We start from the raw sequence: 13,526 nt of genomic DNA, 5'->3' as shown, positions 1-13,526 counted from the left end.
GGCGGGGAGACACCTCGTGGCGGCGCCGGGCGGCGCCCGGACCGCCGCGGCCGGAGCCGCGGTCACACCACACCGGCATCACGCCACCTCCGCCCGGTCGGCCGCCATACCGGCCGCGTCCAGCAGGGCGGTGCCCACGATCAGGTCGGCGCCGCCGAACTCGGGGTCGTCCAGCTCGGTGCCGTCGTCCACGGCGAACAGCAGCCGCTGCTCGCCCTGGCGGTAGGCGGTGCCGACCGGGGGGCTGGCGGCGTGGACGGCGAGGAGGGCGATCAGATAGGGCAGATCGGGGTCGCGGCGGCGGGCGTCGGCGAGCAGCCCGGACAGCCGCCGGGGGGCGTCGGCGGGCAGCTCGAGCAGCTCCATGGCCGCCGCCAGCTGCTCCTCGCTGAAGCGGCTGTCGTCGGGGGTGGCGATGAGGTCGGGCTCGGGCATCTCCGCGCCGAGGTGCTCCCGCTCCACGGGCGGGGTGAGCAGCATCTCGACCAGGTCGCCCATCCGTACCGAGGTCGGGGTGCGCAGGCCGGTGCCGCGGGCGAAGAACGCGTCGGTGACCCGGCCCGCGCGCTCGACGGGGAGCGGGAGGACGGGGGCCAGCAGCTGTCCGTACAGGTCGTATCCGGAGCGCGGGGCGGGGGGTGCGAACGCCTGCCGGTCCTGCTCGGCGCGGAACAGCGGACCGGCCTCCAGCAGCCGGGACTGGAGCTGGGTGTGGCGCCGGATGCAGTCCTTGACGATGTCGACGAGCTCGGCGGCGCGCCGCTTGTGCTCGGCGCCCTCAGCCTCGTCGCGCGCCTTGCGGATGTTGGTGAGGATCGCGTTCTCGTGGCGGTAGCGGTCGGCGACGTGGTCCAGCGCCTCGCTGATCAGCTCGGGGACGGTGCTGAGCCAGTCGACGGCGCGGACGTTGCGCCGGGTGGCGTCGAGGGTGCGGCGCAGCGTCTCCGCGTACTGCACGGTGCGGTAGCGGGCCTGCTCGGCGGCGAGTTGGGCATCGGCCAGCCGGCCCCGGCTGATCAGCACCTCCAGCTTGACCTCGGCGGCGATCTGAGCGCTGGTGACGTCCGTGTCGAGGGCGCCGACCAGGACGTTGACGGCCTCGTCGGTGGTGCGCAGATAGACACTGCCGCCGGGGCCGGGCACCTCCTCGATCAGCTTGAAGTCGTAGTCCCTGCGGACATAGACCCCATCGGGCCCGAAGGTGCCGTACACGGCGCGGAAGCCGCGGTCCACACTGCCGACGTTGATCAGGTTCTCCAGCACCCAGCGGGCGACCCGGTCGTGCTCGGCGGCGGGGCGCTCGGGCGCCTGGGCCGCCACCCGGGGCAGCAGCCTGGCCACTATCTGCTCGTGGTCGGCGCCGGTGTCGAAGTCCATGTGGAGCGTGACGAGGTCGATGGCGGCCAGGGCCACCTCCGCCATCGCGTACACCCCGTACTCACCCGCCAGGTTGGCCTTGCGCGCGTCCAGGTCGTGCAGCGGCGCGGTGCACGCGAGCGCGCGCAGCCGCCGGGCCAGGCCCTCGTCGGCGGCCGGGCCGGGGGCCGGCCGGCCGGCCCCTTCGGCGGTGTTGAGCTGGGGCGCGGCGGCCCCCGGGGGTGGAGATGTCACGTCGCACAGAGTAGGCGGTCGCACCGACAACGTACGAAACGGCGCGGAGATCCCGCTATGGCACACAAGATCCCCGTGCGCGCACGGGCGTACAACCGGAGCGTCGCCCGCACCTCACCGGTCCGTCAGTCTACGGCTCACCGGCCGGTGGTCCGTCCAGGGCGAGCGCCGCGAAGGTGGCGAGCCAGTGGTCTCCTGTGAAGTCCCCGGAGACGGTGCCCGGGAGCCCGGCGGCCAGGTGGTCACCGGCCGCCGTCCGCAGCACGTCCGCCCGCGGATCGCCATGCGGCAGGGCGGCGGCCAGGCGGCGCAGTGCGGCGGCCCGGCTGAGGGTGAGGCCGAGGAGGTGGCCGATCTGCGGATCGGCGGGGTCGGAGACGACGGGCGGGGTGAGCACGGTGGTGGGCACGCCCCGTTCGAGGCCGGGGAGGAAACGTTCCAGCCAGCGCGCGAACTCCCCTTCCGGCAGCACCCGGCACATCACCTCGGCCTCGGTGAGAGCGGGGGAGAGGAAGTCCTGGCCGGAGGGCTCCCAGTGGACGGGGGCGTCGTGATCGTCGGCGAACCAGCCCAGGACGGCCTCGGTGACCGGTTCGACGACCTCCTCGACACCGGCGGCGGCCGCGCTGTCCAGGACCAGGCCGAGGGCGAAGGCGCTGTTGGTGTGGACGCCGTGGCGCACCGGGTAGGTGGCGCGTTCCAGCCATCCGGTCAGCAGTGCGCGGACGGCGTCGGCGGCCGGTTCCAGGGCCTTCGCCCAGCGCTCGCCCGCGGGCGCCTTCAGGCTCCGGCACTCGGCGGTCAGCGCGAGCAGCCAGGCCCATCCGTAAGGGCGCTCGAAGGAGGGATGGGCGCGCAGGTACTCCGCCTCGACGGCGAGGGCACCGGCCGTGAGGTGCCCGTCCAGTACGGCGGTGACCTCGTCGGCGCGGACGCGGTCGGGGCAGCGGCGCAGCAGCCGGACCAGCAGCCAGTGCATGTGCACCGAGGAGTGCCAGTCGTAGGAGCCGTAGAAGGCGGGGTGGTACCGGCGCGGCTCAAGAAGGTCCTCGGGTCCGCTCAGCAGATGTGCCGGGGCGTTGGGGTAGGCCCGGGTGACGTTGGCGACGGCGAGGGCGGCGAACCGGGCCGCGTACCGGCCCAGTTCGCTCCGGCTCAGGTCCGTCCCGCTCATCCCGCTCGTCCCGCTCGCCCTGGTCGACTCGTCCGTTCCGCTCGTCCCGCTCATCCCGCTCATCCCGTTCGCCCTGGTCGGCTCGTCCGTCCCGCTCGGCTCATGCGGCGCGTTCAATGCGTTGCCCCCTCGGCGATGCGCGCATCGGTCCGGGTGCTCAGGGGCGCCCCGATGATCGCCCGCAGCGCCTCGGCCGACACGGTGGCGGGCAGTGAGGGTTCGGCGCGGTCCACGACCTGCTCGGGAGCGTACGGGAGATGGATGAAGCCGCCGCGCAGGGTGGGCCGCTCGGTGGCGATGAGATGGGCCAGGCCGTAGAAGACGTGGTTGCACACGAAGGTTCCGGCCGTCTGGGAGACGGCGGCCGGGATCCCGGCCGCGCGGACGGCCGCGACGCACGCCTTGATCGGCAGGGGCGCGAAGTAGGCGGCGGGGCCGCCCGCCACGACCGGTTCGTCGATGGGCCGGCGCCCGGCGTTGTCGGGTATGCGGGCGTCGTCCACGTTGATCGCCACCCGCTCGACGGTGACACCGGGACGGCCCCCGGCCTGGCCCACGCACAGCACCAGCTCGGGATCGGCCGCCGCCACCGCGGCGGACAGCTCCTCGAGCGCGGTGCCGAAGGCACAGGCGAGCCGTACGGCGGTCACCTCGGTACCGGGCGGCGGGTCGGCGGCGACAAGGGAGACGGCCTGCCACGACGGGTTGACGGCCGAGTCCGCGAAGGGCTCGAAACCGGTGAGCAGCACTCGGGTCACAGCGGGCTCCCTCAGAAGGCGAAGAGCGAGATGATGACGATGTTGCAGACCAGCAGTGCCCCGGCGGTGGGGAGCTGCGCCTTGATGGGGCCGTACTGGTCCTTGAGTTCCAGCAGGGCGGCGGGCACCAGGTTGAAGTTGGCGGCCATGGGGGTCACGAGCGTGCCGCAGAAACCGGCCAGCATGCCGACGGCGAGGACGACGGGCGGATCCCCGTGCATCTGCTGGATGAGCACGGGCCAGCCGATGGCGGCGGTCATCACCGGGAAGGCGGCGAAGGCGTTGCCCATGACGATGGTGAACAGGGCCATTCCGACGCAGTAGACGGCGACGGCGACGTACTTCTGGCCGTCCGGCAGCATCTGCTCGGTGATCTTGCCGACCTGGGTGCCGACCCCGGCCACCTGGAAGATGGAGCCGAGCACGGCGAGCAGCTGGGGCAGCAGCAGCGCCCAGCCCATGGACTCCAGCAGGTTCCGGCCGGCGTGCAGCGGCACGGTGGGACGCCGCTCGCGGACCACGACCATGGCGACCGCCAGCCCGGCGATCGCGCCGAAGCCGAGGCCGAGGATGGTCTCGCTGCCGGTCTCCAGGACCGGTTCGCCCCCGATGCGCCAGTGCTTGACGGCCGAGGCGCAGACGACCGCGACCAGCGGGATGGTGAGCGCCGGGATGAACAGCCTGCTGCCGAGCCGGGCGGCCGAGGCGGTCCGCTGCTCGGGGGTGGTGGTGCGCGGCACACCGCGCCCGGTGAGCTGGAAGCCGCCCAGACAGACCATGGCGAGGACGGCGACGCCCAGCGGCTCGGCCGGGGCCTTCTTCTCCACCACCCAGCTGCTGTAGAAGAAGCAGCCGCCGAGCAGCCCCCAGAAGGCGGCGGAACCGTGGCGCTTGGGGTTGGTGCGGTCCACGGCCATCTGCGCGGCCATGGCGAGGAAGACGGCGCCGACGAGCCAGTAGAACCATTCAGCCTTGATCACTTGGTCTCCTCCGCGGTGCGGCTGCCGTCGGCGGCGGACCGGCCGCCCGCGGCGGCGAGCTGGTGGTCCAGGGAGCGGTCCAGGCGCAGCAGCCGGAAGCCGTGGATGAAGAACGCGCAGACTGCGGTGGGGATGGCCCACAGCGCCAGCTGCAGCGGCTCCAGATGGGTGTGGTAGGTGGTGTTGACGAATCCGGTGATCAGCAGGATCGAGCCGATGGCCAGGAAGCAGTCCTCGCCGAAGAACAGCCCGACCGTGTCGGCGCTGGAGGAGTAGGAGCGGACGCGCTCACGGACCCGCTCGGGCAGCGGGCCGTGGCGGCGCTCCGCGGCGCCCTCGGCCATCGGCGCGACCATGGGCCGCACGCTCTGGGCCGGGCCGCCGATGCTGGTGAGCCCGAGGGCGGCGGTGAGCTGGCGCAGCAGCAGGTAGAGGGCGAGGAACCGGCCGGTGGTGAGCTTGCCGAGGCGGCCGATGAGGGTACGGGCCTGTTCCTGGAGGCCGTTGCGCTCCAGGAGGCCGATCACGGGCAGGGTGATGACGAAGATCGTCACCGAGCGGCTGGAGGCGAAGCCGTCGCCGAAGGCAGCCAGGATCTGCTGGGGCGAGAGCTTGCCCAGCAGTCCGGTGGCGATGCCGGCAACCCCCACCACCAGCAACGGGTTGCGTCGTGTGGCGAATCCGAGGATCACCACGAGGACGCCAAGGAGAACGATCATGCGTCCCGCCTTCCGCGCACAGGACCTCACAGGGACGTGAGGAGGGTGCACCGGAGGCTAGGTGTTCGTTCAACGATCCGACAAGAGCTTGAAACAAACTTGTGTCCATCCCGCCGGATCGTTTACCGCTGGGAACCCCCTACCGGCGGGACATCTTCCGCCCATAGGCGTCGGCCAACTGCCCCTGGGAATCGTCCAGATAGGAGGCGAGCAGCCGCTCCGCCTCCACCGCGTCCCCGCCCTGCAGCACCTCCAGGATCTGCCGGTTGCGCACCAGATAGGGGGCGTGGAAGCGGCGGGGGTCGGCCATGATGTGGAAGACCAGTCGCAGTTCGGCCAGCACTCCGCGCATCAGCTCGTCCGCGCGGGGGCTGCCGGCGAGGGAGACGATCGCCTGGTGGAAGCGGATATTGGCGGTGGACAGGTCCTGCCAGGCCCGGTCCTGGGCGGCGCGCTCGCCCGCCAGGACCGCGGCCTCGACCGCCTCCACCGCGTAGGGCGGCTCCCCCAGACCGCGCACCGCGGCGCATTCGACGAGCCGCCGCACCCGGTAGATGTCATTGAGGTCGTCGACCGTGAGGACGCGGACGAACACCCCGCGATTGAGCTCGTGGACCAGCAGCCGCTCGTGGGTGAGCAGGCGGAACGCCTCCCGGAGGGTGTTGCGCGAGACGCCGAGCGCGCCGCCCACGCTGTCCTCGGACAGCCGGGTGCCGGGCGGGAAGAACCCCTCGGCGATGCGGTCGCGCAGGATGTCCGCGACGCGCTCCGCCGTACTGGTGCGCCCCAGCAGCGCCCGGTCGGCCTCGAGTCCGGCGGCGAGGCCGGAGCCCCGGGAGCGCTCCGCCGCGTCCGCCACCTCCGCTCCCCCGGTCCGCTCGACCCCCTCCGCCCCCTCCGACGGTCCGCCGGACCGGCCTTTCGCGCCTTTTGCCCCGATTGTCACATCAGCCCCTGTTTGGTGTCTCGTTCGTCCCGTATAGCGAGAAGTCAAGCCCACAAACCGCTACCGAACAACATGCTTCTTGTCGGATCGTTCAACGATCGCTTACCTTGTGGTGCCATCCACAGCGCACCCCCTGTCCCCCACGCCCGAACGGACGGATATGACCGCATCCTTGGCGCACCTGTCCATCGATCTCAACGCCGACCTCGGCGAGGGGTTCGGCCGTTGGCGGCTCACCGACGACGAAGCCCTGCTGTCCATCGTCACCAGCGCCAATGTCGCCTGCGGCTTCCACGCCGGAGACCCCTCGACCATGCGCCGGGTGTGCCAGCTGGCCGCCGAGCACGGGGTGCGCGTCGGGGCCCAGGTCTCCTACCGGGACCTGGCCGGTTTCGGGCGGCGCAGCATGGACGTCCCGCCGCGCGAGCTGACCGACGAGATCGCCTACCAGATCGGCGCCCTGGAGGTCTTCGCGCGTGCCGCCGGGACACGGGTGGACTACGTCAAACCGCACGGCGCCCTCTACAACCGCAGCGTGCACGACGAGGCCCAGGCCGCCGCCGTGGTCGAGGGCATACGGCTGGCGGCCGGCGGTCCGCTGCCGGTGCTCGGGCTGCCCGGGTCCCGGCTGCACGAGGCGGCCCGCGCGGCCGGGCTTCCGGTGGTCTCCGAGGCGTTCGCCGACCGCGCCTACACCGCCGCCGGGACCCTCGTACCGCGCGGTGAGCCCGGCGCCGTGGTCTCCGATCCGGACACGGTGGTCAAGCGGGCCCTCGGCTTCGCCCGTGACCGCGCGGTGACCTCGATCGACGGCCAGCGGATCGAAGTGGACGTGCGCTCGCTGTGCGTCCACGGCGACACCCCCGGCGCCGCCGACCTCGCCCGCCGGGTGCGGGCCGAGCTGACGGCCGCCGGTGTGCGCGTGGCGGCGTTCGCATGACCATCAGGAGCCTGCCGGTGGGCGAGCACGGGCTGCTCGTCGAACTCGACAGCGGTGAGGCGGCCGAGGCGCTCCACGCCGAACTGCTGCGCCGCGCCGCCGCGCGACGGCTGCCCGCCGTACGGGAGATCGTGCCCGCCGCCCGCACGGTGTTCCTCGACGGGCTCGCCGACCCCGGGCGGCTCGCCGCAGAGCTGCCCGGCTGGCGGATACCGCCCCTGGACCGCGACGACAGCGCCACCGTCGAGGTGCCCGTGCGCTACGACGGGCCCGACCTGGCCGGTGTCGCGGAGCTGTGGGGGGTGACGCCCGAGGAGGCCGTACGGATCCACTCCGCCACCGAGTTCCGGGTGGCCTTCTGCGGTTTCGCGCCCGGCTTCGGCTATCTGACCGGGCTGCCCGAGCGGTTCCACGTGCCGCGCCACGCGACGCCGAGGACCCGGGTGCCGGTCGGCTCGGTGGCCCTCGCGGGCGCGTACACGGGTGTCTACCCGCGCTCGTCCCCCGGCGGCTGGCAGCTCATCGGCACCACGGACGCGGTGCTGTGGGACACCGCGCGGGAACCGGCGGCGCTCTTCGCCCCTGGTACCCGCGTCCGCTTCGTCCCGGAACCGGGCACGGTCCTCCCGGAACCAGAACCAGAACCGGAACCGGAACCGGAACCGGAACCGGACGCCACTGACACGTCCCCCGCCCGGCCCCGGGAACCGGCCCCGGCCCGGGAAGGGGCCCCGGCCCGGGAAGGGGCCCCGGCCCGGGAAGGGGAGGCGCCATGACCGACAGCGCCTTCGTGGTCGTACGGCCGGGAGCGCTGACCACCGTCCAGGACCTGGGCCGCGTCGGCCACGCCCATCTGGGGGTGCCCCACTCGGGGGCGCTCGACCAGCCCGCCCACCGGCTCGCCAACCGCCTGGTGGGCAACGCGGAACACGCCGCGACCCTGGAGACCACGCTGACCGGCTGTGCGGTGCGGCTGCGCCGCCCGGCGACGGTCGCGGTCACCGGCGCCCCCTGCCCGGTCACGGTCGACGGCCGCCCCGCCCCGTGGGGGGCGGCCGTACGGGTGCCCGCGGGCGCGCTCCTGGAGGCCGGGGCCGCCACCCACGGGGTGCGCAGCTATGTGGCGTTCGACGGTGGTGTGGCGGCCGAGGCGGTGCTCGGCAGCCGGGCCACGGACGTGCTCTCCGGCCTGGGCCCGGCGCCGCTCGCGGACGGCGCGGTGCTGCGGCTCGGGCCGCCGGGCGGCCCCGCGCCCGGTGTGGACGGGGTGCCGCATCGGGGCGTCGCACGGGAGCTGGTGCTGCCCGTGCTGCTCGGCCCGCGCGACGACTGGTTCACCACGGCCGGGCTGCGCACCCTGGCCACCGGGGACTTCCGCGTCTCGGCCGCGAGCAACCGGATCGGGCTGCGGACCGAAGGCCCCTCGCTGGAGCGGGCGAAGGACGGCGAGCTGGCCAGTGAGGGAATGGGGCTCGGCGCGCTGCAGGTCCCGCCGGACGGGCGGCCGGTGCTCTTCCTCGCCGACCACCCGACGACCGGGGGCTACCCCGTCGTGGGCGTCGTACCGGAGCCGCATCTGGCCGCCGCCGCGCAGGCCGTCCCCGGCACTCCGGTGCGGTTCACCCCGCTGGGGCGGGTCTCCTGGGTGCCGTCTGCCCGGCGGGAGGCGGAGGCCGCCGCACGACGCCGTGGATGACGGTCACGGACGCCGCACCACAACCCCATGGGCGGCGGTCACGGTGGCTGTCCCGCATGAGTCGCCGACGACGCCGAATGACGCCGTGAGCGGTGCTCAGTGGGCCCGCCGGGTGCCGCTGCGGGCCTTGCGGCGCAGCGCGCGGCGTTCCTCCTCACCGGTGCCGCCCCAGACCCCGTGGGTCATACCGGTCTCCAGCGCGTACTCCAGGCACTCCTGGATCACCGGACAGCGGCGGCAGACCTCCTTGGCCCGCGCCTCCTGACGCTGGGCGGCCGGCCCCGCCACCCCCACCGGGAAGAACAGCTCCGGGTCGACATGTGTGCATTCGGCGTCCTGCCACCAGGCCATGGCTGTCCCTTCCCTGAACGACGGTGCTGACGCTGCCCGCTGCCGGGCTCACCGCGCATCGTCCGCGGGGCGAGAGCCCATGATCATGCGTGTCCGAGCGGGCTTTGACAGGGGTCGGGTTTCCGATCGGGGCGGCGGCAAACTGGTCCGAACGCGCCGACGTCGTACCGGGCTTCCTCAGCGAGCCCCGGGGCGCCCCTTGAGGGCGTCCTCCGGCTCGTCCCGGGGATCGGTCCCGCGGGCGGCCGGGGAGGAACCGGAGGACGCCGCCGCCCGGCCGGCCGGTCCACCGCGGCCCGTCCCCGCGCCCGCCGGCGGGCCGTAACCGCCGCCGCCCGGGGTGTGGACGACCAGGACGTCACCCACCCCGACGTCCGCCGCGTCGCGGCCGTCCAGGCGGTCCACCGAGCCGTCGGCGCGCTCGATCAGGTTCGCGCCCAGCGCGCCCGGTTCGCCGCCCGCCATGCCGTACGGGGCGACCCGGCGGTGGCCAGTCAGCAGGGCGACGGTCATCGGCTCGAGGAAGCGGATGCGGCGGGTCACGCCGTGGCCGCCGCGCCAGCGGCCCCGGCCGCCGCTGCCCCGGCGGATCGCGAAGCTCTCCACCCGCACCGGATAGCGCCACTCCAGCACCTCGGGGTCGGTCAGCCGGGAGTTGGTCATATGGGTCTGCACGGCGTCCGCGCCGTCGAAGCCGTCCCCCGCGCCGGAGCCGCTGGCGACCGTCTCGTAGTACTGGACGCGGTCATTGCCGAAGGTGACGTTGTTCATCGTGCCGGAGCCCTCGGCCTGCACGCCCAGGGCCGCGTACAGGGCGCCCGTGACGGCCTGGGAGGTCTCGACGTTCCCGGCGACGGTGGCGGCGGGGAAGACGGGCGCCAGCATGGAGCCCTGGGGGATGCGGACCTGAAGGGGCTTCAGACAGCCGCTGTTGAGCGGGATGTCCTCGGCGACCAGCGTCCGGAAGACGTAGAGCACCGCCGCCATCACCACCGAACTGGGCGCGTTGTCGTTGCCCGGCCGCTGGGACGAGGTGCCGGTGAAGTCCAGTACGGCGCCGCGGGCCGCGCGGTCCACCGTAAGGGCGACGCGGATGACCGCCCCGCCATCGGTCTCGTAGCGGTAGGAGCCGTCCCGGAGGCCGGCGACGATACGGCGCACCGACTCCTCCGCGTTGTCCTGGACGTGGCCCATATAGGCGTGCACCACGTCGAGCCCGAACTGCCCGATCATCCGGCGCAGTTCCTGGATGCCCTTCTCGTTGGCCGCGATCTGGGCGCGCAGATCGGCGAGGTTGGCGTCCGGGGCGCGGGACGGATACGGCCCGCCGGTGAGCAGCCCACGGGTCTCGCGCTCGCGCAGCAACCCGTCCCGCACCAGTAGCCAGTTGTCGAAGAGGACGCCCTCCTCCTGGACGGTGCGGCTGAAGGCGGGCATGGAACCGGGGGTGACACCGCCGATCTCGGCGTGGTGGCCGCGCGAGGCGACGAGGAAGAGCAGTTCGGCCCCCGCCTCGTCGAAGACCGGGGTGACCACGGTGACATCGGGCAGATGGGTGCCCCCGTGGTACGGGTCGTTGATCGCGTACACATCGCCGGGCCGCATCGCGTCCCCGTTGCGCCGCAGCACCTCCTTGATGGACTCGCCCATGGAGCCCAGGTGCACCGGGATGTGCGGGGCGTTGGCGATGAGATTGCCCTCGGTGTCGAAGAGCGCGCAGGAGAAGTCGAGACGCTCCTTGATGTTGACGGAGTGGGCGGTGTTCTCCAGGCGCACGCCCATCTGTTCGGCGATGGCCATGAAGAGACTGTTGAAGACCTCCAGCATCACGGGGTCCACCTCGGTGCCGACCGCGGTGGTGCGCGGCCGGGGCCGGACCCGGGTGAGCAGCAGATGGCCGCGTTCGCCCACGGTGGCCCGCCAGCCGGGGTCGACCACGGTGGTGGCGTCCTCCTCGGCGATGATCGCGGGGCCGGTGACGAGGTCCGACGGGCGCATCCGGTCGCGTTCGTACAGCTCCGTCCGCTGCCACCGCCCTTCCGTGAACATCCTTACGGTCGTCACGGGCGTCAGCTCGCCCTCCCTGGGCGGCCGTTCCACGGCGTGGCCGCCGGTGGGTCCCGACGCGCCGACCGCCTCGACCGACACCGCCTCGACGACGAGCGGCTTGTCCATGGTGAAGGCGTAGCGGGTGCGGTGCGCCCGGACGAAGTCCTCGGTCATCGCGGGGGCGGAGTCCAGCGGGACGGGGATGCTGGAATCGGTGCCCGCGTACCGCAGATGGACCCGGGCGACGGTGTCCACGGTGTCCTCCGGAACGCCGTCCGCCAGCAGTTCACTGCGGGCCCGGGCGGCCAGCCGCGCGCACACCTCGCGCACGCGCGGCAGCGTCTCCTCGCCCAGCTCCGCCTCGACGGCCTGTTCGCGCATGGCGGTCGCGTCGGCCACCCCGATGCCGTAGGCGGAGAGCACCCCCGCGAACGGCGGCACGATCACCGTGCCGATGCCGAGCGCGTCGGCGACCGCGCAGGCGTGCTGGCCGCCCGCGCCGCCGAAGCTGGTGAGCGCGTAGCGGGTGACGTCCCGGCCGCGCTGCACGGAGATCTTCTTCACCGCGTTGGCCATGTTGAGCACCGCGATGTCCAGGAAGCCCGCCGCGACCTCCTCCGGTCCGCGCCGGTCGCCGGTCGCCTCCGCGATCTCCCCGGCGAGCGCGGCGAACCGCTCCCCGACCACCGCCGCGTCCAGCGGCCGGTCGGCGTGCGGGCCGAAGACCGCCGGGAAGTGGTCCGGCTGGATCCGGCCGAGCATCACGTTCGCGTCGGTCACGGTCAGCGGGCCGCCGCGCCGGTAGCAGGCGGGACCGGGCACGGCACCGGCCGAGTCCGGCCCCACGCGGTAGCGCCGGCCGTCGAAGTGGAGCACCGAGCCGCCGCCCGCCGCCACGGTGTGGATGTTCATCATCGGGGCGCGCATCCGCACCCCGGCCACCTCGGTGCCGAAGACCCGCTCGAACTCGCCCGCGTAGTGGGAGACATCCGTCGAGGTGCCGCCCATGTCGAAGCCGATGACACGGTCGTGTCCGGCCTCGCCCGAGGAGCGCGCCATGCCCACCACACCGCCCGCCGGTCCGGACAGCACCGCGTCCTTGCCCCGGAAGTGCGCGGCCTCCCGCAGGCCGCCGTTGGACTGCATGAACATCAGCCGGACACCGCGCAGTTCGGCGGCCACGTCCTCCACATAGCGGCGCAGGATGGGCGAGAGATACGCGTCGACCACGGTGGTGTCGCCGCGCGACACCAGTTTCATCAGCGGGCTGACCTCGTGGGAGCAGCTCACCTGCGGGAAGCCCAGGGCGCGCGCCACCGCGGCGACCGCCTGTTCGTGCGCGGCGTGCCGGTAGCCGTGCAGCAGGACCACGGCGGCGCTGCGGAAGCCGTCGCGGTGGGCGGCGCGCAGCGCCTCGGCGGCGGCCTCGAGGTCCAGGGGGCGGACGACGCCGCCGTGGGCGTCCACCCGCTCGGGGATCTCCACGACCCGGTCGTAGAGCGCCTCGGGGAGCAGGATCCGGCGGTCGAAGAGACGGGGACGGTTCTGGTACGCGATGCGCAGCGCGTCCCGGAACCCCTCGGTGACGACAAGGACGGTCGGCTCGCCCTTGCGCTCCAGCAGGGCGTTGGTGGCGACCGTGGTACCCATCTTGACAACGGCGATCCGGTCGGCCGGGACCGGTTCGCCGGGGCCCAGCCCCAGCGTCTGCCGAATCCCGGCGACGGCGGCGTCCGTATAGCGCTCGGGGTGGTGGGACAGCAGCTTACGAGCGACCAGGCGGCCGTCCGGACGTTTACCGACGACGTCCGTGAAGGTTCCGCCCCGGTCGATCCAGAACTCCCAGCGACCCCTCACCCCGCCATTGTCGCAGCGCGCGGCGGGGTGCCGGGTGAGCGCCGGTCACGCTCACCGCGCACCGCCGGCCGTCTGCTGGGCGGGGGCCACCGGGGCGGCCGGGCGCGCGGCGGCCGGAACCCGGCCGCCCTCGGCGGACCGGCCACCCAAAGCTCCCACCGACCCCTCACCCCGCCATCGTCGCAGCACGCGGCGAGGTATCAGGGTGAGCGCCGGTCGCGCTCACCCCGCACCGCCGGCCGTCTGATGGGCGGGGGCCACGGGGACGGCCGGGTGCGCGACGGCCGGAACCCGGCCATCCTCAGCGAACCGGGCACCCTCAGCGGACCAGCCACCCTCCTCAGACCGGCCGCCCTCGGCGGACCGGCCACCATCGACGCGTCCGACGCCCTCGGTGGACGCGTCATGGGCCGCCAGGAAGGAGGCGACGGCCGCGGGCCAGCCG

At 73.6% G+C, this 13,526-nt stretch carries 11 protein-coding genes; 3 read left to right on the top strand and 8 right to left on the bottom strand.

From position 1 onward, the window contains the following. Positions 1 to 78: 78 nt before the first annotated feature. From AXW62_RS27885 to AXW62_RS27860, 6 genes are all read right to left on the bottom strand, one after another. Entirely contained in the window at positions 79 to 1,611 is a 1,533-nt protein-coding gene (locus AXW62_RS27885) for a hypothetical protein (protein ID WP_060946944.1), read from the bottom strand. A gap of 130 nt (positions 1,612 to 1,741) precedes the next feature. Next, positions 1,742 to 2,785 carry a DUF2891 domain-containing protein gene (locus AXW62_RS27880; protein ID WP_060946943.1) on the bottom strand — a complete coding sequence of 348 codons (1,044 nt, stop codon included), beginning with the start codon at positions 2,783 to 2,785 and terminating at the stop codon, positions 1,742 to 1,744. A 113-nt stretch (positions 2,786 to 2,898) separates the two neighbouring features. Further along, positions 2,899 to 3,543 (bottom strand): pyroglutamyl-peptidase I, encoded by a 645-nt coding sequence (pcp, locus tag AXW62_RS27875; protein ID WP_060946942.1) that lies wholly within the window; start codon positions 3,541 to 3,543, stop codon positions 2,899 to 2,901. 11 nt (positions 3,544 to 3,554) lie between these two features. Beyond that, complete coding sequence (locus AXW62_RS27870; protein ID WP_030829432.1) at positions 3,555 to 4,523, bottom strand: DUF979 domain-containing protein; 969 nt, start codon at positions 4,521 to 4,523, stop codon at positions 3,555 to 3,557. Next, positions 4,520 to 5,242 (bottom strand): DUF969 domain-containing protein, encoded by a 723-nt coding sequence (locus tag AXW62_RS27865; protein WP_030829435.1) that lies wholly within the window; start codon positions 5,240 to 5,242, stop codon positions 4,520 to 4,522. The genes AXW62_RS27870 and AXW62_RS27865 overlap by 4 nt, the downstream gene beginning before the upstream one ends. Before the next feature lie 139 nt (positions 5,243 to 5,381). Beyond that, positions 5,382 to 6,101, bottom strand: coding sequence for a GntR family transcriptional regulator (locus tag AXW62_RS27860; protein ID WP_060946941.1), 720 nt, complete (start codon positions 6,099 to 6,101; stop codon positions 5,382 to 5,384). Between the two features lie 247 nt (positions 6,102 to 6,348). Between AXW62_RS27860 and AXW62_RS27855 the strand changes: the two genes are divergently transcribed. From AXW62_RS27855 to AXW62_RS27845, 3 genes are read left to right on the top strand one after another with little or no spacing between them, the layout of a single operon-like run. Beyond that, a complete protein-coding gene (locus AXW62_RS27855) occupies positions 6,349 to 7,128 on the top strand; it encodes a LamB/YcsF family protein (RefSeq protein WP_107406356.1) in 780 nt (259 codons plus the stop codon). Next, positions 7,125 to 7,904, top strand: coding sequence for a 5-oxoprolinase subunit B family protein (locus tag AXW62_RS27850; protein WP_079115830.1), 780 nt, complete (start codon positions 7,125 to 7,127; stop codon positions 7,902 to 7,904). Before AXW62_RS27855 ends, AXW62_RS27850 begins: the two co-directional genes overlap by 4 nt. Continuing rightward, entirely contained in the window at positions 7,901 to 8,824 is a 924-nt protein-coding gene (locus tag AXW62_RS27845) for a 5-oxoprolinase subunit C family protein (protein ID WP_060946940.1), read from the top strand. Before AXW62_RS27850 ends, AXW62_RS27845 begins: the two co-directional genes overlap by 4 nt. Before the next feature lie 96 nt (positions 8,825 to 8,920). On the opposite strand, the gene AXW62_RS27840 is transcribed toward AXW62_RS27845, so the two are convergent. Together AXW62_RS27840 and AXW62_RS27835 are read right to left on the bottom strand one after the other, a co-directional pair. After that, positions 8,921 to 9,175: a WhiB family transcriptional regulator gene (locus AXW62_RS27840; protein ID WP_030829442.1), complete on the bottom strand. Its 255-nt coding sequence runs from the start codon at positions 9,173 to 9,175 to the stop codon at positions 8,921 to 8,923. Between the two features lie 177 nt (positions 9,176 to 9,352). Continuing rightward, on the bottom strand, positions 9,353 to 13,081 hold the full coding sequence (locus tag AXW62_RS27835) for a hydantoinase B/oxoprolinase family protein (protein WP_252368765.1): 3,729 nt from the start codon (positions 13,079 to 13,081) through the stop codon (positions 9,353 to 9,355). Positions 13,082 to 13,526: the final 445 nt, after the last annotated feature.

The organism is Streptomyces hygroscopicus subsp. hygroscopicus (genome assembly GCF_001553455.1).
Classification (GTDB): domain Bacteria; phylum Actinomycetota; class Actinomycetes; order Streptomycetales; family Streptomycetaceae; genus Streptomyces; species Streptomyces hygroscopicus.
The sequence above is the reverse complement of the archived record's forward strand: the minus strand, read 5'-3'. Positions and strand labels throughout refer to the sequence as shown.

What these genes read in the sequence shown, in the direction of transcription:
- AXW62_RS27855 (WP_107406356.1), top strand. Translation starts at nt 6,349, where the DNA reads ATGACCGCATCCTTGGCGCACCTGTCCATCGATCTCAACGCCGACCTC.
- AXW62_RS27840 (WP_030829442.1), bottom strand. Translation starts at nt 9,175, where the DNA reads ATGGCCTGGTGGCAGGACGCCGAATGCACACATGTCGACCCGGAGCTG.
- AXW62_RS27845 (WP_060946940.1), top strand. Translation starts at nt 7,901, where the DNA reads ATGACCGACAGCGCCTTCGTGGTCGTACGGCCGGGAGCGCTGACCACC.
- AXW62_RS27865 (WP_030829435.1), bottom strand. Translation starts at nt 5,242, where the DNA reads ATGATCGTTCTCCTTGGCGTCCTCGTGGTGATCCTCGGATTCGCCACA.
- AXW62_RS27880 (WP_060946943.1), bottom strand. Translation starts at nt 2,785, where the DNA reads ATGAGCGGGACGGACCTGAGCCGGAGCGAACTGGGCCGGTACGCGGCC.
- AXW62_RS27850 (WP_079115830.1), top strand. Translation starts at nt 7,125, where the DNA reads ATGACCATCAGGAGCCTGCCGGTGGGCGAGCACGGGCTGCTCGTCGAA.